Genomic DNA, 17890 nt, shown 5'->3' on the forward strand with positions numbered 1-17890 from the left:
TTTTACTGAAGGTGTGTGACTTTGATGACCGAGGACAACGTCCTGCGCGTCGGCATCGGCGGCCCCGTCGGCTCCGGCAAGACGGCGCTGATCGAGGCCCTGGTGCCGGTGCTCATCGCACGCGGCCACCGGCCCGCCGTGATCACGAACGACATCTACACGCAGGAGGACGCCCGCCAGGTCCGCCGCACCCTGGCCGGGGTGCTCGACCCCGAGCGCGTCGTGGGCGTGGAGACCGGCGCGTGCCCGCACACCGCCGTGCGCGACGACCCGACCATGAACCTGGCCGCGGGCGCCGAGATGCTGGAGCGGTTCCCCGATGTCGACACCCTGCTCTACGAGTCGGGCGGCGACAACCTCACCCTCACCTTCAGCCCGGTCCTGGTCGACCTCTTCCTCTTCGTCCTGGACACCGCCGAGGGCGAGAAGATGCCCCGCAAGCGCGGTCCGGGCATCACCGAGTCCGACATGCTCGTGATCAACAAGATCGACATCGCCCAGTACGTCCGCTGCGACATCAACGTCATGGAGTCCGACGCGCACCGCGTGCGCGAGGGGCGCCCCGTGGTCCTGACCAACTGCCTCACCGGGCAGGGCCTGGAGGACGTGGCCACCTTCATCGACTCCTTCCGCCGGGTGCCGGCGTGAGCGTGGTGGCCGACCCGCCCCACACGCCGCCCCGCGGCCCCCTGCCGCCCGCACGCCTGGAGGCCGCGCACTACGAACCGCCGCGCGTCCCCCTGGAGGTCCTGCGGCACTCCTCGGTGCCCGACACCCTCGGTGTCGGGCGCCCCGGCAAGGTCGGCCTGCTGGAGCTGGCCTTCGAGCGGGTCGGCGACCGGACCGAGCTGGTGCGGCACTACCAGAAGTCCCCGCTCCAGATCATGCGGCCGCTCTACTTCGACCCGCACCGCCCCGACCTGCCCATCACCTTCCTGATGTCCACGGGCGGCGGGGTCATCCAGGCCGACCGGCTGCGCACCGACCTGTCCTTCGGTCCCGGCGCCTCGGGGCACGTGACCACCCAGGCGGCCACCAAGGTCTACCGGATGGAGCACGACTACGCCGTCGCCCAGACCTTCCTGACCGCCGGCCCGGACGCGTACGTCGAATACCTGCCGGACCCGGTCATCCCCTACGTCGATTCCCGGTTCTACCAGCGCACGGTCATCACCGCCGACCCCACCGCCACCGTGCTGGCGAGCGAGACCGTCCTGTCCGGCCGGCTCGCGCACGGAGAGCGCAACGCCTATCAGGTCTTCGCGTCCGACTTCGAACTGCGCAGGCCGGGCGGTGAGTTGGTGGCGCTGGACACCGTACGGCTGGAGCCCGGCGGGGCCGGGAGGTCCGATGGGTCCGAGGGCTGCTCCGTCGACGGCCCCGCCGTACTGGCCGGTCGTTCCGTGATGGCCTGCTTCTTCGCGGTCAGCCCGCTCGCCCCCGCCCGCGAGCTCGCCGACCTGCTGCACGAGGCCCTGGCCGGCCGCGGTCTCCCGTACGGGGTCAGCGTGCTGCCGCAGGACTGCGGGGCCTGGGTGCGGGTGCTCGGCGAGCACACCGAACCCGTGACCCTGGCGCTCGGGGCCGCCTGGGACGCGGTGCGGCGCAGGCTGATCGGCGTACCCGCCCCGGACCTGCGCAAGACCTGAACTCCTCACCCCCTCCAGCCCGTTCACGACCAGAGAGAGCTCCACACATGCCCAGTGGCTACGACACGGGTAATACCGCCTGGATGATGGCGAGCACCGCCATGGTGCTGCTGATGACCCCCGGCCTCGCCTTCTTCTACGGGGGCATGGTCAAGACCAAGCACGTGCTGGTGATGCTCAAGATGAGCTTCGCCTGCCTGTCGCTGGTGACCATCTTGTGGGTCGCGGTCGGCTACTCCCTCGCCTTCGGCAAGGACTCCGGCGGCGGCATGATCGGCAATCTCGACCACGCCTTCTTCCGGGGCATCGGGATGGACTCCCTGCACGGCTCCATCCCGACCGTGATCTTCGCCTGCTTCCAGATGTCCTTCGCGATCATCACGGTGGCGCTGATCAGCGGCTCGATCGCGGGCCGCGCCACCATGAAGGGGTGGCTGGTCTTCGTCGTCGCCTGGACGATGCTGGTGTATGTGCCCACCGCGCACTGGGTGTTCGCCCCCGACGGCTGGATCAACAAGTCCCTGGGCGCGCTCGACTACGCCGGCGGCCTGCCGGTCGAGCTCAGCTCCGGCGCCTCGGGGCTCGCGGTGGCCATCGTGCTGCGCAAGCGCAAGGACTTCGAGCGCGAGACGATCCGCCCGCACAACCTGCCCCTGGTCATCATCGGTCTGGCGCTGCTGTGGTTCGGCTGGTTCGGTTTCAACGCGGGCTCCGCCCTGCAGGTCGAGGGCAGTGCCCCGACCACCTTCTTCAACACCCAACTGGCCGCCGCGGGCGCGATGATCGGCTGGCCGATCATCGAGAAGTGGCGCCTGGGCCACGTGGAGATGCTGGGTGTGGCTTCGGCGGCGGTCGCCGGCATGGTGGCCATCACCCCGGCCTGCGGCGAGGTGTCCCCGCTCGGCGCGCTGATCATCGGATTCACCGCCGGTGTGGTCTGCTGCTTCGCCATCAACATGAAGTTCAAGATCGGCGTCGACGACACCCTCGACGTGGTCGGCGTGCACGGCTGGGGCGGCATCGTCGGTGTGCTCTCCATCGGCTTCTTCGCCACGGCCGCGATGAGCGGCAAGAAGGGCCTCTTCTACGGGGGCGGCCTCGACCTGCTCTGGCGTCAGGCGGTCGCCGTCCTGGCCGTCGGCTCCTTCGCCTTCGCCATGACCTGGCTCATCGCCAAGGTGATCGACAAGGCCGTCGGCTTCCGCGCCTCCGAGGAGTACGAGAACGTACCCGGCCGGGACGAGGAGGTCGCCTACGACAACGAGACCCTGGACGAGATCCGCGACCGGATCGGCGGGGCCGCGGCCGGGGCCCGGGAGCCCGCCGCGGTGGGCGCCTCACAGGCCGCGGCGGAGCAGCAGGACGCCGAACTGCTCGCCGAGATCGTATCCGTGCTGGACCGACGAGAGCGTGACAAGTGACCGCCCACACGATTGCCACCGACGTACCGGCGGTCTGGGCCGCACCCGCCGTCGCCGACTCCGGCAACGCGGCCTGGCTGATGATGGCCACGGCCCTGGTGCTGCTGATGGCCCCCGGAGTGGCCTTCTTCTACGGCGGCATGGTCCGCACCGGCCAGATCGTCGCCATGCTCAAGATGATCTTCTTCTGCATGGTGATCGTCACCGTGCTCTGGTTCGCGATCGGCTACTCCCTGGCCTTCGGCCCCGACGCCGGCGGGCTCGGCGTCATCGGCACGCTCGACCACGCCTTCCTGCGCGGGATCGATGCCGGTTCGCTGACCGGCTCCGTGCCCACGGTCACCTTCGTGGTCTTCCACCTGTCCTTCGCCGTGGTCACCGTGGCCCTGATCGCCGGCTCCATCGCGGGCCGAGCGAAGATGGGCGGCTGGATCGCCTTCGTCATCGCGTGGACCCTGCTGGTCTACATCCCCATGGCGCACTGGGTGTTCGACCCGGCCGGCTGGGTCGCCAAGCAGCTCGGCGCCGTCGACTTCTCCGGCGGCACCGTCGTGGAGATCGGATCGGGAGCCGCCGGACTCGCCCTCGCCATCGTCGCGGGCAAGCGCGCGGACTTCGACCGCCAGGGCATCCGCCCGCACAACCTGCCGCTCGTGGTCATCGGGCTCTCGCTCATGTGGTTCGGCTGGTTCGGCTTCAACACCGGCTCCTCCCTGGAGACCCCGGGCGGCGCGGCGATGGCCTTCCTCAACAGCCAGCTCGCGGCGGGCGCGGCGATGGCCGGCTGGGCGGTGACCAGTTGGTGGCGCACCCGGCAGGTCGGGCTGCTCGACATGTGCATGGGCGCCGTCACGGGCCTGGTCGCCATGACCCCGCTGGCCGGCGGGGTGAGCCCGGTATGGGCCACCGTCATCGGCTTCCTCGCCGGGCTGAGCTGCGCGTTCGCGATCAGCTGGAAGTACCGGCTGGGCGTGGACGACACGCTGGACGTGGTGGGCATCCACGGCTGGGGCGGCATCGTCGGCATGGTCATGGCCGGCCTCTGCGCGACCGGAACCCTGACGGGCCACAAGGGCCTCTTCTACGGCGGCTCCTGGGACCTGCTGGGCAAGCAGCTCACCGCCACGGTGATCCTCGGCCTGTACTCGTTCGTGATGACCGCACTGATCGGCAAGGCCATCGAGGTCACCATCGGGCTGCGCCAGCCCGGCGCGATGGTGGAGAAGGAGCAGGCCTACGCCGACGGCCTCTCCGACAGCCTCGACCAGCTGTCGGGCGACGCCTCCCGCGCCAAGGGCTCCGAGGAGGAGCCGGAGAGCGCCTCCGCCCTGGTCGCCCGGCTGCGCGAGGTCCTGCTGACGGGTGCGCCGGGCGGCGGCGGCCGAAAGGGCGGCGACGACCGCGGCTGAACAGGGTCGCGCGGCCCCACCAGGTGGTCAGGCCCCGTCCGCGATGCGCGGACGGGGCCGGATCACGCGGCCCGCCGGACCAGGTCTCCCGCGTCCAGGGGCCGCCGCCACACGATGCGGCGGCGTACGGCGTCCAGGTCGGCCCGCAGCGGACCGGGCGGCACGGCCAGCACCGGGCAGGGGGCGTGCGCCAGGCAGTACCGGGTCACCGAGGGCCGCAGCGCGCGCAGCAGAGGGCGGCGCGGTCCCGTACCCACCACCAGCAGGTCGCCGGGGTCCCGGGCGGCGCCCACCAGGGCCGCGCCCGGGGTGCCGCGCACCGCCAGCCCGGCCAGGGTCACCCCCGCCGGGGAACCGCCGAAGGCGGTGTCGAGGACCTCCCGCAACCGCTCGACCGCCGCGTCCCGCGAGGCCGTGAGCAGCGGGGTCCCTCCCCCGCCGCGCCGGGCGCCCGGGCCGCCGAGCGGCGGCTGCCAGGCCAGTACGACCCACAGTTCCGCCTCCCGCGCCCGGGCCTCGGCGTGCGCCGCGTGCAATGCCGTCAGGCTCCCGAGGGATCCGTACACCCCCACCACGACTCGTCCCCGCAAGGTGACCGTCCTCCCCGTCCGATGCCGCTCCGTCTCCTCGATGGAACGGCGGCGACGGGGCCTTCGGCCCTCCCCCGGCGGACTCCTGACGGAGCCCTGACGGGGAACGCGGCAGCCCTGACGGGTCCCTGACGCGGGGGCCCGGCGCCCCGCGGGTTCAGCCGGTGAAGCCGAGGCCGCCCAACGCCTCCTCGATGCGGGCGCGGTGCTGCTCCTCCCAGGCGTCCAGGGACTGCCCGGCCTCCTTGGCCAGCTTGTCCAGGGCGGCGCTCAGGACCTCCTCCTGCCGGGCGGCCGGGGTGACCACGATGCCCTCCTCGTCGGCGACGACGATGTCACCGGGGTGCACGCTCACGCCGCCGACCCGGACCGTGCCGCCGAGCGAGCCGAGCTTCTTCTTGGCGCCCGGGATGGGCACGACTCCGCGGGCGAAGACGGGGAAGCCCGCCTCGCGCACTTCCGCGAGGTCGCGCAGGAGCCCGTCGAGCACGAACGCGGCGATGCCCCGGCGCTGGGCGACGGCGCACACGTTGCCACCGGCGAGCGCGTGGTCGAGGTCGCCGGATTCCACGACGATGACCGAGCCGGGCTCGGCGCGGTAGATGGCCGCGTGCAGCATCAGGTTGTCCCCGGGCTCGCACCGCACCGTGTACGCGGGTCCCGCGACGCGCGGGGCGTCCCACAGCGGGCGGATGCCGATGTCCATGACCTGCTCGCGGCCCAGGAGGTCGGCGAGGGTGGTGGGCGGGACGCCCGTGAAACCGTTTGGCATGTCGGTCCTTTTCTTGACTCCGGTTGTCCCGGGCCCGCCGGGCACCGAGATCGTAGAACACGGTGTACGGCGCGTGCTGCGCCGCGTAGCCCGCGGCGGGCACGGGTGCGGGACCGGTCAGGTCCGGCTGACGCAGAGGGAGTCGGGATCGGGTGTTCCCGGGCGGGAGCATTCCGGGGACGGTACGGGCCTCGGGTGACCGTCGGCCGCGGGCTGCCTCACCCACATGGCGGAACCGGCGAGATCTCCGGCCGGACCGGCCTGCACGGTGGGCGCGTACGCCGATGCCAGCGGGCAGTCCTGCCCCGAAGCGGAGCAGCCTCCGTCGGTTCCCGCGCCCGCGCCGGCGGCCGGGCCCGTGTCGCTCGCGGGCATCGCGGGCATCCCCGCCATCACCGGCACCCCGGCCATATCGGCCATACCCGCCATGGGCGTTCCCGTCACGTGCCCCGTGGACGCGGGATGCGTGAACAGCCCTCCGCAGACGAGCAGCAGCACCGCCAGGACGCCCGCGCCGACCGCCGGGACGCGGTGACGGGCAGGGATGGGCTGCATGTCCCGAGATGCTACGACAGGGGCCCGGACACCTCCTGAACAGGGGCTGAACAGTCCGTCCGAGACCCTTCCCACCGGCTGCTTCGCCGTTAGTGTGTCGCCATGGAGACCCCCACCACCGCACCGGCGAAGTCCGCCGGCGCCCACCGTGACCAGGCCTGAGGCCCCGGACATGGACGCGCCCCGCCACGGCGCCTGGCTTCGTACCGGAATCAGCCGGAACGGCGGCCCGCTCCGGGAAACCGAGCACGTCGTATGGCTGCAGACCGACACCCTCTACGCGGACAGCCGCGGGTTCGCCGGAACCACCTCGTACGACGGCCACCAGATCACCTTCCACCACCACGTCGGCGCCCCCGGCCACGACGTCGGAGTCCTGCGTCCCGACGGCGTCCGCCTGATCGAAACGGGCAGCAACTCCGACGGCAGCACGTTCATGGAGGTCTGGTCCCCCCTGCCGTACGCCCAGGGCCCGACCGGATGCTGGTTCGCCGCGGGCACCCAGACCGTGCGCGTGGGCAACCACGTGGTGCACGTGGACGGCGCCGGGCAGGGCTCGCACCACGTCCTCCTGCGCACCGACCCCGAACCGCCCGGACCGGCGACGGATCAGTCCGAGCAGGTGGAGCCGGCGGATCATGCGTGGCAGGCCGGTCAGCCGGACTGACCCGCCCCGGTGTCCCCTGCCGCGGCCGTACGGGCCTGCCCGCGGCCGAGCAGTTCGGCCAGTCCGCGCCGAGTGGAGGCCATGACCACGCGGTCCTGCGGACGCAGGACGTGGCCGGGGCGCAGGTCCCACACCAGGGCGGGCCGCCTGGCCGTGTCGTAGCCCGGCTCCGTGGCGAGTCCGGGGCGGCGGTCCGCCGGGGCGGCGGTGTCCAGGGCGACGACCCGCCAGGCGCCGGGCCGGAAGGATTCCGCGATGGTGCGGCCCTCCAGCTGGGGATGGCCGGCCACCTCCAGCACCGCGAACACCAGCACCCTGCGCTCCACCGGGATCGCGCCGAGCACCTGGCGGCCCATCATCGCCCCGGCGAACGCGGGCGCGGCCAGGTGGGAGACGCTGCGGCTGCGGGTGAGGGCCGCCGGGTGGGCCTCGCGCAGGGTGCGGTAGACGGCGGTGGCGAACTCGTTGTCGTACAGCCGCATCACCACCCGTACGTCGGGTTTCACCGAGCGGGCGTAGAGCGCGGCCTCCAGGTTGGTGGTGTCCGAACTGGTCACCGCCAGCAGGGCGTCGGCGCGATGGATCCGGGCTGCCTCCAGGACCCCTTCGTCGGTGACGTCTCCGAGCACGACGGGCACGTGCAGGCGGCGTGCGAGGGCGATCCCGCGGGCCGTGGGGTCGGACTCCACGCACACCACGGGGATCCCCAGCTCCCGCAGCCGCGCCAGCACCCGGGCGCCGATCTTGCCGAGGCCGAGCAGGACGACGTGGCCGGAGAGTCCGCGCGGCGGCCTGCGCAGCGCCGTGGCGGTCCGGAAGGCGCCCAGTGCTTCGAGCGCCGCCGCGACGAGGACGGGAAGCAGGAGCAGCCCGACGAAACCGGCCAGGATCTGCAGGAGTTGACGCTCGGTGGGCTGGTCGAGGGCGGGGTCGTTGATCGCGAAGACGTCGAGCAGGGTCAGGTAGACGGCGTGCAGCGGGGTGTCCCCCGTGACCAGGGAGGAGGCCACGGCCAGCGCGCCGACGGCGGCCGTGATCCCGGCCAGTGACCAGCGGAGCCTGCGGGAGAACAGCGAACCCACCGGCAGGGAGACCTGGTTGAGGCGGCGCCCTTCCGGTGCGGCGCCGGCGTGGGAGACCGCTTCCAGCGCGACGATCCCGCGCCCGGTCGCGGCCGCCACCGACCGGGCGTCCGGGAGGAGTTGCGGGCCGCGGTCGCCGCCGAGTTCCGATCCGTCGGCGCCGGCCGGGTCGCCGGCGGTGGTGGAGAGCAGGGCCAGGGTGCACAGCCCCGGGTCGGCGACCTCGCCGGGGCCGGGAGGCGTGCGTTCCACCGCGCGCAGGAGCAGCCCGTCGGCCTGGATCACCTTGCTGGTGCCGGCGACGGCGGAGGCGACGAGGGCGGGGGCGGCCGTATCGGCGTCGGAGAGCACGGTCGTGGCGGAGTCGAGCCCCCGCCGGTCGATCCCCGGTTCCGCGACGAGCGCCGCCTGGTCGAGCAACTCCTCCAGGTGCTGGCCGAGTTTGCGGTTGTAGAGGCGGATGACGAGCCGCAGCCTGGGGTTCAGCCGCCGGGCGACCAGGGCGGCCCGTACGTTCGTCTCGTCGTCCTCGTACACGAGGGCCAGCGCGGCCGCCCCGGCCACCCCGGCGGCGGCCAGCGCCTCCTCGTCGGGGGCGGGAGCCTCCAGCACCCGCAGTTCGGGTACGAGCGCCTCCCCCGCGGCGGCCCGGTCACCGGCGGCCGTACGGATCCGCGCGGCCGGGAACCGTCCCAGCAGTGCGCGCCCGGCGCCGACCCGGGCACGGGTCCGGCCCTGCCCGGGCCCCGTACCGGGCCGCACCTCGCGTCCGGCGGGCACGACCAGCGTCACGCGCTCCTCGTACACGTCGCGGAGCTCCGCCGCCAGCCGGTGGGCGAGCCCGTCGTCCCCGCACACGACCATCAGGTCGGCGGAGTCGGTCTGTTGGCGAGGATGCGCGGAAGGAGAGGACACGGCTCCAGCATGCCGTGTCGTCCGGTCCGACCCGCCGTCGGCCCGTCGTCGTCCCGGGCGGCCGCCCGTGCGTCAGTGGATGACGCTGAAGCTGCGCCAGGGCAGTGCCTCGGGGGCCGTGACGTTCGACAGCGTCGTGCCCACATAGGTGCCGTCGCCGCGGTCGAGCTTGCGGCAGTCTTCCGTCTGGTACAGGACGACGTCCACGAGGGTGTTGTTCTCCACGTGGGTCGCCCCCTTGGGCAGGCCGATCTTCTGGCAGCCCTTGACCGAGGTGTTGATGTAGCTCACCTCGAGCGGCGAGTCGTGGCCGCGGAATTCGAGCATCCCGACGGTGCTCCGGCCCAGGCCCGAGCAGGCGGTGGCCGTCAGCAGCAGCGCTGCCGTTCCCGCGATGATGCTGATACGCCTGCTGTGGGACATGGCGCGGTCCTCGTCTGTGCGGTGATGGCGGTCCTACGCACAGAGTGCCCCGGCACGGCGCGGGCGGCTTCCGCTGCTCCGCCGTCCGGGTGAACGCGGCCCCGTGGCCCCGCGGCCCCGCACCCGACGCCCCGCGGCGACGTGCCGGGGGCCCGGAGCCCACGGGCCCCGCCGCAGGTCCGGGCCGGCCGCCGGTCACGGCCGGCCGGCCCGGGCGCCGGGATCAGACGAGGTCGAACCGGTCCAGGTTCATCACCTTGTCCCAGGCGGCGACGAAGTCCTTGACGAACTTCTCCTTCGCGTCGTCGCTCGCGTAGACCTCCGCGAGCGCGCGCAGCTCGGAGTTCGACCCGAAGACCAGGTCGACCCGGCTGCCGGTCCACTTGACCTTGCCCGTGGCGTCGTCGCGGGCCTCGAAGGTGTTCGCGTCCTCGGAGGTCGGCTTCCAGGTCGTCCCCAGGTCGAGCAGGTTGACGAAGAAGTCGTTGGTGAGGGACCCGGGGGTCGTGGTGAGGACGCCGAGCGGCGACTGCTGGTGGTTCGCCCCGAGCACCCGCAGGCCGCCCACGAGGACGGTCGTCTCGGGGGCGCTGAGGTTCAGCAGGTTCGCCTTGTCGAGCAGCAGGTACTCGGCCGGCAGGCGGTTGCCCTTGCCGAGGTAGTTGCGGAACCCGTCTGCGACCGGCTCCAGCGCGGCGAACGACTCCACGTCGGTCTGCTCCTGCGAGGCGTCCACGCGTCCCGGCGCGAACGGCACCCGGATCTCGACACCGGCGTCCTTGGCGGCCTGCTCGACGCCCGCGCCGCCCGCGAGGACGATCAGGTCGGCCAGCGAGACCTCCTTGCCCCCGGTCTGCGCCGAGTTGAAGGACTCCCGGATCCCCTCCAGGGTGCGCAGTACGCCTCCCAGCTCGTCGGGGTTGTTCACCTCCCACCCGCTCTGCGGCTGGAGGCGGATGCGCGCGCCGTTGGCGCCGCCGCGCTTGTCGCTGCCGCGGAAGGAGGAGGCCGCGGCCCAGGCGGTGGAGACGAGCTGGGACACCGTCAGGTCCGAGGCGAGGACCTTGGCCTTGAGGGCGGCGACGTCCGCGTCGTCGACGAGGGAGTGGGTCACCGCGGGGAGCGGGTCCTGCCACAGCAGGACCTCGGAGGGGACCTCGGGTCCGAGGTAGCGGACGATCGGGCCCATGTCGCGGTGGGTCAGCTTGTACCAGGCGCGCGCGAAGGCGTCCGCGAACTCGGCCGGGTTCTCGTGGAAGCGCCGCGAGATCTGCTCGTAGGCCGGGTCGATGCGCAGCGAGAGGTCGGTCGTGAGCATCGTCGGGGCGTGGGTCTTCGACGGGTCGTGCGCGTCGGGTACGGTGCCCGCTCCGGCGCCGGCCTTCGGCCGCCACTGGTGGGCGCCGGCGGGGCTCTTGAAGAGCTCCCACTCGTAGCCGAAGAGGATGTCGAAGAAGGTGTTGTCCCAGGCGATCGGGGTGTTCGTCCAGATCCCCTCCAGCCCGCTGGTGATGGCGTCGCCGCCCTTGCCGGTACCGAAGGAGTTGGCCCAGCCCAGGCCCTGCGCCTCGATCGGGGCGGCCTCGGGGTCGTCGCCCACGCTCTCCGCGGGGCCCGCGCCGTGGGTCTTGCCGAAGGTGTGGCCGCCCGCGATCAGGGCGACGGTCTCCTCGTCGTTCATCGCCATCCGGCGGAACGTCTCGCGGATGTCGCGCGCCGCGGCGAGCGGGTCGGGGGTGCCGTTGGGGCCCTCCGGGTTGACGTAGATGAGGCCCATCTGCACGGCGCCGAGCGGGTTCTCCAGCTCACGGTCGCCGGTGTAGCGCTCGTCGTCGAGCCAGGTGGTCTCGGGACCCCAGTACACGTCCTCGTCCGGCTCCCAGACGTCGGCGCGGCCGCCGGCGAAGCCGAAGGTCTCGAAGCCCATCGACTCCAGGGCGACATTGCCCGTCAGGATCATGAGGTCGGCCCAGGAGAGGCTCTGGCCGTACTTCTTCTTGACCGGCCACAGCAGACGGCGGGCCTTGTCGAGGTTGCCGTTGTCCGGCCAGCTGTTGAGGGGGGCGAAGCGCTGCTGGCCCGCTCCGGCGCCGCCGCGGCCGTCGCTGATGCGGTAGGTGCCGGCGCTGTGCCAGGCCATGCGGATCATGAACGGGCCGTAGTGGCCGAAGTCGGCGGGCCACCAGTCCTGCGAGGTGGTCAGCACCTCGGCGATGTCCCGCTTCACCGCCGGGAGGTCGAGCGTCTTGAAGGCCGCGGCGTAGTCGAACTCCTCGCCGAGGGGGTTGGCCACGGCGGGGTTCTTGGCGAGGATCTTCAGGTTCAGGCGGTCCGGCCACCACTGGCGGTTTCCGCCGCCTTGGGTCGGGTGGGGGGCACGGTCGTGCGCGACGGGGCAGCCACCGCCGCCCTCGGCCTTCGCGTCCGTGACAATTGCATCGTGGTTCTCAGACATGGGAATCCTTCCGGACCGGACCAGGCGGCCACGGTGATCAGGAACTGCATGCAATGGAACATTTTTTGGGGCACGGGACCCGGCAGCGGGCCTCGGTTTCACGGTCGTCCTGACGCCGGGGCGCTCACCTCGCGGACGGTCTCAAGTCCAGCCTCGCGCTGCTCCGGACCGTTCCTGTCCCTTGGCTATCAACACAACCGATCCTACGATGGACGCAATCCAAGTCAAGAACGACACCAAGCCCACATCCTGTCGGATCCCGGACGTCCGCGGGTAGATTCCCGGGTACCCCGCCGGACCGCCCCTGCGAATCTGAAAGTGGTGAGCCGATATGAGTGACCTGTTGGAGCGGCTGCGCGAGCGCGGTTGGCGGATGACCTCCCAGCGGCGCGTGGTCGCGGAGGTGCTCGACGGTGACCACGTGCACCTCACGGCCGACGAGGTGCACGCCCGCGCGGTGGCGCGGTTGCCGGAGATCTCCCGCGCCACCGTCTACAACGCCCTGGGCGAGCTGGTCTCGCTGGGCGAGGTCCTGGAGGTCACCACCGACGGCCGGGCCAAACGGTACGACCCCAACGCGCACCACCCGCACCAGCACCTGGTGTGTTCCGGCTGCGGCCTGATCCGCGACGTCCACCCCACCGGCGACCCGCTGGCCGGCCTCTCGGCCGAGCAGCGGTTCGGCTTCACGGTGTCCGGGGTCGAGGTCACCTACCGGGGGCTCTGCTCCTCCTGCGCATGAGAGGGGCCGGGCCCGCCGCACGGAGCGGCGGGCCCGGCCCGAAGCGCCCGTACGGATGTCCGCGCACGGTGCGTGAAGTGGACGTCGGCCCCGCCGGACGTCAGCCCCGCCGGACGTCAGCCCCGCCGGACGTCGGTGTCGGGCTGGGCCACCTTGAACAGCGCCCGGGCGATCACCGCGGCGTCCGCGTCGCTGAGGTGCGCGGAGAAGTGCTTCTGGATGCTGCGCATGTAGACCGGGGCCGTGGCCCGATGGGCCTCGGCGCCCTCCGGGGTGATGACGGCCCACGAGGCGCGTTTGTCGTGCGGGTCGGGCAGCTTGGACACGAGCCCGGCGCGCACCATCTCGTCGATCAGGCGGCTGACCCGGGTACGGCTGAGGACCACCCGGTTGGCCACTTCCTGCATCCGTAGCCCGTGCTCTCCGGCCGCCTTGAGTTCGAGCAGCACGTCGTACCACGTCAAGGGGATCCGGCCGTCGCGCTGCACGTCGCTCTCGATGGCGCGCACCGCGGTGTTGTGCGCGAGGAGCATCGCCCGCCACGCCTCAAGTCGATCGTCCTGTCCGTTCACACCGCGATCCTAGCCCCATTGCGTGCGCCCGCACATACTTGTTAAGGTGCGTGCGTACGCACTTATTGATCCTTGATTTTCGGAGGCTGGCTACATGGCGGTTCAGAACCTCTCCCGCGACGAGGTCAAGCAGAAGCTCGACAGTGGCAAGGCCGCGGTCGTCGAGGCCCTGCCGGAGCAGTACTACAAGGAGGCGCACCTGCCGGGAGCGCTGCTGCTGCCCGTCGACGACGTCGACGAGCTGGCTCCGGGCCTGCTGCCCGACAAGGACGCCGAGGTCATCGTCTACTGCACCGGTACGACCTGCTCCAACTCGGGGATCGCGGCCAAGCGGCTCGCGGAGCTCGGCTACTCGAAGGTCTTCACGTACAAGGACGGCAAGGAGGACTGGGTCGGGGGCGGCCTCCCGATCGAGTCCGGCGTCTGAGCGGATCCGCGTCCACACACGAGCAGGAGGAACGGACGATGACCTAGGACAGCAAGGTCACCACCCTGCCCGCGCTCGAAGCGGTGCATGCGGCCAAGTCCCAGTCCCTGGAGGCCGGTGAGCGGCTCGACCGCGTGCTGCGCCGCGCCTTCTCGGGCTCGGCGCGGGCCGCCGTGACGGCCCAGTACGAGTCGGCGCGCGAGGGGCGGGTCAACTGCAGCCCGTACGTGTTCCTCCACGACGGCACCGACCTGGCCAACCCCGGCATCGAGGCGCACGGGGTCAACGGCCACTTCGGGCAGGGGTTCCCGGTGATCGACCGGGACCGCCCGGAGGTGTACGAGGAACTCCTCGCGCACGCCGCACGGTTGCTGCCCTGAGGCCCGACCGGTGGTGCCGGGACCGCCTGATGGCGGGCCCGGCACCGGAGCCGGCCGTCAGACGCGGTCGGCCGCGATCAGCACGTACTGGAAGGAGCCGTCCTTGTAGGACTCGATGAACGCCTCCTCGATGCCGGTGACCAGCGAGGACGTGGCCCGCAGCTCCCAGTAGGGCAGGGTCGCGGGGGTCAGGTCGATGACGGCCTGCGGCACGAGGCGGTTGTCGGCCATGGACCGCAGGTACTCCCGGCGGGAGTGGATGTTGCACTCGAAGTGCGCGTTGATCTGGGAGACCCACTTCGAGGGCTGGCCGTAGCGCGGGTTCCAGCAGCCGGTGATGGTCACGTACCGGCCGCCGACCTTCAGGACGCGGGAGTGCTCGGCGAAGAGGTCGTCCAGGTCGACGTACATGCTCGACTCGTTGTTCCAGGACGCCGCGGCCTGCCCGGTCTCGAAGGGCGTGCCGAGCATGTTGCAGACGCGGGCCCGGACGTGGTCGTCGATGCCGAGCTCGCGGGCGCGCTGGTTGGCGAAGTCGGCCTGCTTGGCGGAGAGGGTGACGCCCTCCACCGTGCAGCCGAAGCGCTGGTGGGCCATGACCATCGAGCCGCCGCGGCCGCAGCCGGCGTCCACGAGGGTGTCCTCGCGGCCGATGGGGCCGAGGTGGTCCAGGAGCAGTTCGGCCTGCGCCGACTCCAGCCGGTGGAGCTCGGCGACCAGCTTCTTCTCGTACGCGCTGTCGTCGGTGTCGCCGAGGGCGGAGTGGTCGACGTCGCCGATGCCGTAGTGGTGGTGGTAGAGGCCGTCCACGTCGCCGAGGCGCAGGTTCACGGGCCTGGCCTCGTTGTTCCAGTAGCGGGCGATGTCCCCCTGGTAGGGGGTGGCCGGGCCGGGAATGATCACGGAGGCGGGGGTCGTGCCGTTGGAGCCGGTGGTCAGATCAATGCTGGTCACGAATAGGTCCGTCCTTACCAGAAGTCGGGCAGGCTGTAGCGATAGGTGTTGGTCTGGTGCCAGTAGTGGTTGCCGTCGAGCCAGACGGCGACCCCCCGCAGGAAGCGCAGCACGCTCGGCACGGGGCAGGCCGCGGCCAAGGCGGCGGCCTCCGCTTCGAAGGCGTGCATGAGGTCGTTGTGGACCTCGACCGCCTTCAGATAGCCCTCCTGGTCGGAGGTGCCCTCCCGGTCGGCGATCACCACGGGAAGGTTCATGTGCCGCCCGGGGGCGGCGAGTTCCTTGGTGTACGAGTACAGGTCGTTGACGATGGTGGTGGCGTTCCCCGCAAGGGCGATGACCCGCTGCATGGGCGCCTGGGCGTGCAGATCGGCCGGGAGCTCGTATCCGCCGATGGTGTCGGTGATGGTGGGGCAGGGGCGGAAGTTGTTGAACTGCCGCATGGCCAGGTACTCCCACACCTCCGGGACGTACTCCGTCTGGCTCCAGGCCGCTTCGGCGAGGTATCCCAGGTGCAGCCGGGCCATGTCGTGCCGGTAGCGGTCCGCCTGCGAGGGGCTGGCCTGCGCGAGGAAGTACTCCATGGCGGAGCTGTAGGCGCGCCGGGGCGCGTCCGAACGGAGCGACGCCGCCCACGCGGGCTCGTACTCCTTCGTGGTGTGGAGCGGGTCGATGGCGGTGTGTGCCAGCAGGAGGCGGCCGCCGAGGCCGATGGGCGAGCCGCCGTGGTCCTCGCAGTAGACGTCGTCGACCGCGTTCTCGGCGACCATCAGCCGGGTGGCGACCATCAGGTGCTCGATGGTGGGGGCGTCCGGATGGCAGGCCACCATGTAGCGCCCGACCTGGAAGCCGTCGAACTGCTTCTCCCAGTCCTCGGGGAACAGGTCGACCTCGTCCACCGCCCAGGCCTTGATGCGGCGGCTGACCTCCTCCACGCGCACCGGGTCCGGCTCCGGCACGGGGTGGTGGTAGAGGCCCGGGATCGGGTTTCCGGCCGCCGGCGCCCCGGACTCCGGAGCCGCCGCGGATACGGTCGGCTGCTCCCGGCGGGCCGGGTGCAGGCCCGTCGTACCCAGGCCACTGGGTCCGCCCAGGAGCCGTCGCAGGGCGGGGCTCGGGGCGGGCGGAGCGGGCGGGGCGGATGTGGCCGGCGGGGCCGCCGATGGCGACGGGAAGGACAGGCCGGGCCCTGCCGGCAGGCCCGGCAGTACGGGCGGACCCGGCAGGCCGCCGGACGCGTGGGCCTGGGCGCTGCCGAGGACGTGGGCCCCGACTTGGGCCGCGGCGCCGGGCAGGCTCGACTGCAGAGGGGAAGGCCCGGGCTCGGGCATCCGTGACTCCTTGGTGAGGTGGGTGGTCCGTCCCGGATCCCGGGCGCGCTCAGCCCCTTAGAGGGTCCGGGCCGTCGTCGTACGGGACTTGCGGCCGGTCAGTCGCTCCGGCGGGCGATCTGGACGTTCTCCAGGACGCCGAGGGCGTCGGGCACCAGGATCGCGGCGGAGTAGTAGGTGGTGACCAGGTAGGAGATGATCGACTTCTCGTCGATGCCCATGAAGCGGACCGACAGGCCCGGCTCGTACTCCTCCGGCAGACCTGTCTGGCGCAGCCCGATGACGCCCTGGTTGTCCTCGCCGGTGCGCATGGCGAGGATCGAGCTGGTGTTCTCCTTGCTGATGGGGATCTTGTTGCAGGGCAGGATCGGGACCCCGCGCCAGGCCGGCACCTGCTGTCCGCCCACGTCCACGTGGTCCGGGTAGAGCCCGCGGGCGTTCATCTCGCGGCCGATCGCCGCGATCGTGCGGGGGTGGGCGAGGAAGAGCTTGGTGCCGCGGCGGCGGCAGAGCAGCTCGTCCATGTCGTCCGGGGTGGGCGGGCCGGAGTGGGTCTGGATCCGCTGCTTGAAGGCGGCGTTGTGGAGCAGGCCGAACTCCCGGTTGTTCACCAGCTCGTGTTCCTGGCGCTCGCGCAACGCCTCGATGGTGAGACGGAGTTGCTCTTCGGTCTGGTTCATCGGCCCGTTGTAGAGGTCGGCGACCCTCGTGTGGACCCGCAGGACGGTCTGGGCGATGGAGAGTTCGTACTCGCGCGGCTTGGATTCGTAGTCGACGAAGGTGCCGGGCAGTTCGGCCTCGCCGGTGTGGCCGGCCGACATCGCGATCTCGGCCTCGCCGTGCTTGTTCTGCCGCTGCAGGGGCAGCGAGCTGAAGCGCTGGATGTGCTCCTGGAGGTGCGGCGCCCCGGACACGATGCCTGCGAAGTCGGCGCGGGAGAGCGTGAGCAGGGTGCCGGGGGTCTCGGCGGTGGCGGTGTAGTCCCACCGGGCGTCGGAGTCCAGCAGGGCGTTCTCGCCGAAGCGGTCGCCGTCGGCGAGTACCGCGACGGAGATCTCGTCGCCGTACTTGCCCGCGGAGGTCTGGCTGATCCGGCCGTGGGCGATCAAGTGGATCTGCTCGGCGGGAGCCCCCCGCTCGACCAGCACCTCACCGGCGCGGAAATCGCGCTGGACGCAGCGGCCCGCGATCGCCGCCAGCACTTCCTCGTCGTCGAAGCCGCGCAGCAGGGCCAGCTCGCCGAGTTCGCGCGGGATCACCTGGACGCGGGCACCGTCCTGGACGAACTCGATGCTCCCGTCGCCGACGGTGTAGCTCAGCCGGCGGTTCACCCGGTAGGCGCCGCCCTTGGTCTCCACCCAGGGGAGCATCCGCAGCAGCCAGCGGGAGGTGATCTCCTGCATCTGCGGGGCGGACTTGGTCGTGGTGGCAAGGTTGCGGGCGGCCGACGTGCCCAGGCTGGACTGCTTGGGCGGATCCAGCTGTGCTTCCGGGCTGGTGTCAACGGTCATCGGTCGAGCTCTCCTTCATCGGCGGGGAAGGGAAG

General features: G+C 71.8%; 18 protein-coding genes. 8 read left to right on the forward strand and 10 right to left on the reverse strand.

Going from position 1 to position 17890, the window contains the following annotated elements; translation table 11 throughout:
* Window positions 1–24 precede the first annotated feature (24 nt).
* The 4 genes from ureG to OHA37_RS03480 are packed head-to-tail and all read left to right on the forward strand — an operon-like array spanning window position 25 to window position 4479.
* Window positions 25–648: an urease accessory protein UreG gene (ureG, locus tag OHA37_RS03465; RefSeq protein WP_266902322.1), complete on the forward strand. Its 624-nt coding sequence runs from the start codon at window positions 25–27 to the stop codon at window positions 646–648.
* Entirely contained in the window at window positions 645–1649 is a 1005-nt protein-coding gene (locus OHA37_RS03470) for an urease accessory protein UreD (protein WP_266902324.1), read from the forward strand. Before ureG ends, OHA37_RS03470 begins: the two co-directional genes overlap by 4 nt.
* 47 nt (window positions 1650–1696) lie before the next feature.
* A complete protein-coding gene (locus tag OHA37_RS03475; RefSeq protein ID WP_266902326.1) occupies window positions 1697–3070 on the forward strand; it encodes an ammonium transporter in 1374 nt (457 codons plus the stop codon).
* Window positions 3067–4479 carry an ammonium transporter gene (locus tag OHA37_RS03480; protein WP_266902328.1) on the forward strand — a complete coding sequence of 471 codons (1413 nt, stop codon included), beginning with the start codon at window positions 3067–3069 and terminating at the stop codon, window positions 4477–4479. The genes OHA37_RS03475 and OHA37_RS03480 overlap by 4 nt, the downstream gene beginning before the upstream one ends.
* Before the next feature lie 62 nt (window positions 4480–4541).
* Here the strand turns inward: OHA37_RS03480 and OHA37_RS03485 are convergent, their stop codons facing one another.
* From OHA37_RS03485 to OHA37_RS03495, 3 genes are all read right to left on the reverse strand, one after another.
* Entirely contained in the window at window positions 4542–5069 is a 528-nt protein-coding gene (locus OHA37_RS03485) for a universal stress protein (RefSeq protein WP_266902330.1), read from the reverse strand.
* A 157-nt stretch (window positions 5070–5226) separates the two neighbouring features.
* Window positions 5227–5841, reverse strand: coding sequence for an RraA family protein (locus tag OHA37_RS03490; RefSeq protein ID WP_266902332.1), 615 nt, complete (start codon window positions 5839–5841; stop codon window positions 5227–5229).
* Window positions 5842–5958: 117 nt separating this feature from the next.
* Window positions 5959–6396 (reverse strand): hypothetical protein, encoded by a 438-nt coding sequence (locus OHA37_RS03495; RefSeq protein ID WP_266902334.1) that lies wholly within the window; start codon window positions 6394–6396, stop codon window positions 5959–5961.
* Between the two features lie 148 nt (window positions 6397–6544).
* On the opposite strand from OHA37_RS03495, the gene OHA37_RS03500 reads away from it, so the two are divergent.
* Window positions 6545–7063, forward strand: coding sequence for a hypothetical protein (locus OHA37_RS03500; protein WP_266902335.1), 519 nt, complete (start codon window positions 6545–6547; stop codon window positions 7061–7063).
* Here the strand turns inward: OHA37_RS03500 and OHA37_RS03505 are convergent.
* From OHA37_RS03505 to katG, 3 genes are all read right to left on the reverse strand, one after another.
* Window positions 7051–9009, reverse strand: a complete 1959-nt coding sequence (locus OHA37_RS03505) for an NAD(P)-binding protein (RefSeq protein WP_266912479.1) — start codon at window positions 9007–9009, stop codon at window positions 7051–7053. The genes OHA37_RS03500 and OHA37_RS03505 overlap by 13 nt on opposite strands.
* A 123-nt stretch (window positions 9010–9132) precedes the next feature.
* Window positions 9133–9483, reverse strand: a complete 351-nt coding sequence (locus OHA37_RS03510; RefSeq protein ID WP_266902336.1) for a hypothetical protein — start codon at window positions 9481–9483, stop codon at window positions 9133–9135.
* A gap of 223 nt (window positions 9484–9706) precedes the next feature.
* Entirely contained in the window at window positions 9707–11938 is a 2232-nt protein-coding gene (gene katG / locus OHA37_RS03515) for a catalase/peroxidase HPI (protein WP_266902337.1), read from the reverse strand.
* Between the two features lie 331 nt (window positions 11939–12269).
* On the opposite strand from katG, the gene OHA37_RS03520 reads away from it, so the two are divergent.
* On the forward strand, window positions 12270–12680 hold the full coding sequence (locus tag OHA37_RS03520; RefSeq protein ID WP_266902338.1) for a Fur family transcriptional regulator: 411 nt from the start codon (window positions 12270–12272) through the stop codon (window positions 12678–12680).
* 116 nt (window positions 12681–12796) lie between these two features.
* On the opposite strand, the gene OHA37_RS03525 is transcribed toward OHA37_RS03520, so the two are convergent.
* On the reverse strand, window positions 12797–13252 hold the full coding sequence (locus OHA37_RS03525) for a MarR family winged helix-turn-helix transcriptional regulator (protein ID WP_266902339.1): 456 nt from the start codon (window positions 13250–13252) through the stop codon (window positions 12797–12799).
* Between the two features lie 94 nt (window positions 13253–13346).
* Here OHA37_RS03525 and OHA37_RS03530 point away from each other — a divergent pair, with 94 nt between their 5' ends.
* Window positions 13347–13679, forward strand: a complete 333-nt coding sequence (locus OHA37_RS03530) for a rhodanese-like domain-containing protein (protein WP_266902340.1) — start codon at window positions 13347–13349, stop codon at window positions 13677–13679.
* An 83-nt stretch (window positions 13680–13762) separates the two neighbouring features.
* Window positions 13763–14059: a hypothetical protein gene (locus OHA37_RS03535; protein ID WP_266902341.1), complete on the forward strand. Its 297-nt coding sequence runs from the start codon at window positions 13763–13765 to the stop codon at window positions 14057–14059.
* A gap of 57 nt (window positions 14060–14116) precedes the next feature.
* Here OHA37_RS03535 and OHA37_RS03540 read toward each other — a convergent pair whose 3' ends face one another.
* The 3 genes from OHA37_RS03540 to OHA37_RS03550 form a co-directional block, all read right to left on the reverse strand.
* Window positions 14117–15013 (reverse strand): geranyl diphosphate 2-C-methyltransferase, encoded by an 897-nt coding sequence (locus OHA37_RS03540; protein ID WP_266902342.1) that lies wholly within the window; start codon window positions 15011–15013, stop codon window positions 14117–14119.
* Between the two features lie 14 nt (window positions 15014–15027).
* Window positions 15028–16344 carry a family 2 encapsulin nanocompartment cargo protein terpene cyclase gene (locus OHA37_RS03545; protein WP_266902343.1) on the reverse strand — a complete coding sequence of 439 codons (1317 nt, stop codon included), beginning with the start codon at window positions 16342–16344 and terminating at the stop codon, window positions 15028–15030.
* Between the two features lie 98 nt (window positions 16345–16442).
* Window positions 16443–17855 carry a family 2B encapsulin nanocompartment shell protein gene (locus tag OHA37_RS03550; protein WP_266902344.1) on the reverse strand — a complete coding sequence of 471 codons (1413 nt, stop codon included), beginning with the start codon at window positions 17853–17855 and terminating at the stop codon, window positions 16443–16445.
* Window positions 17856–17890: the final 35 nt, after the last annotated feature.

It is taken from the genome of Streptomyces sp. NBC_00335 (assembly GCF_036127095.1).
Lineage (GTDB): Bacteria > Actinomycetota > Actinomycetes > Streptomycetales > Streptomycetaceae > Streptomyces.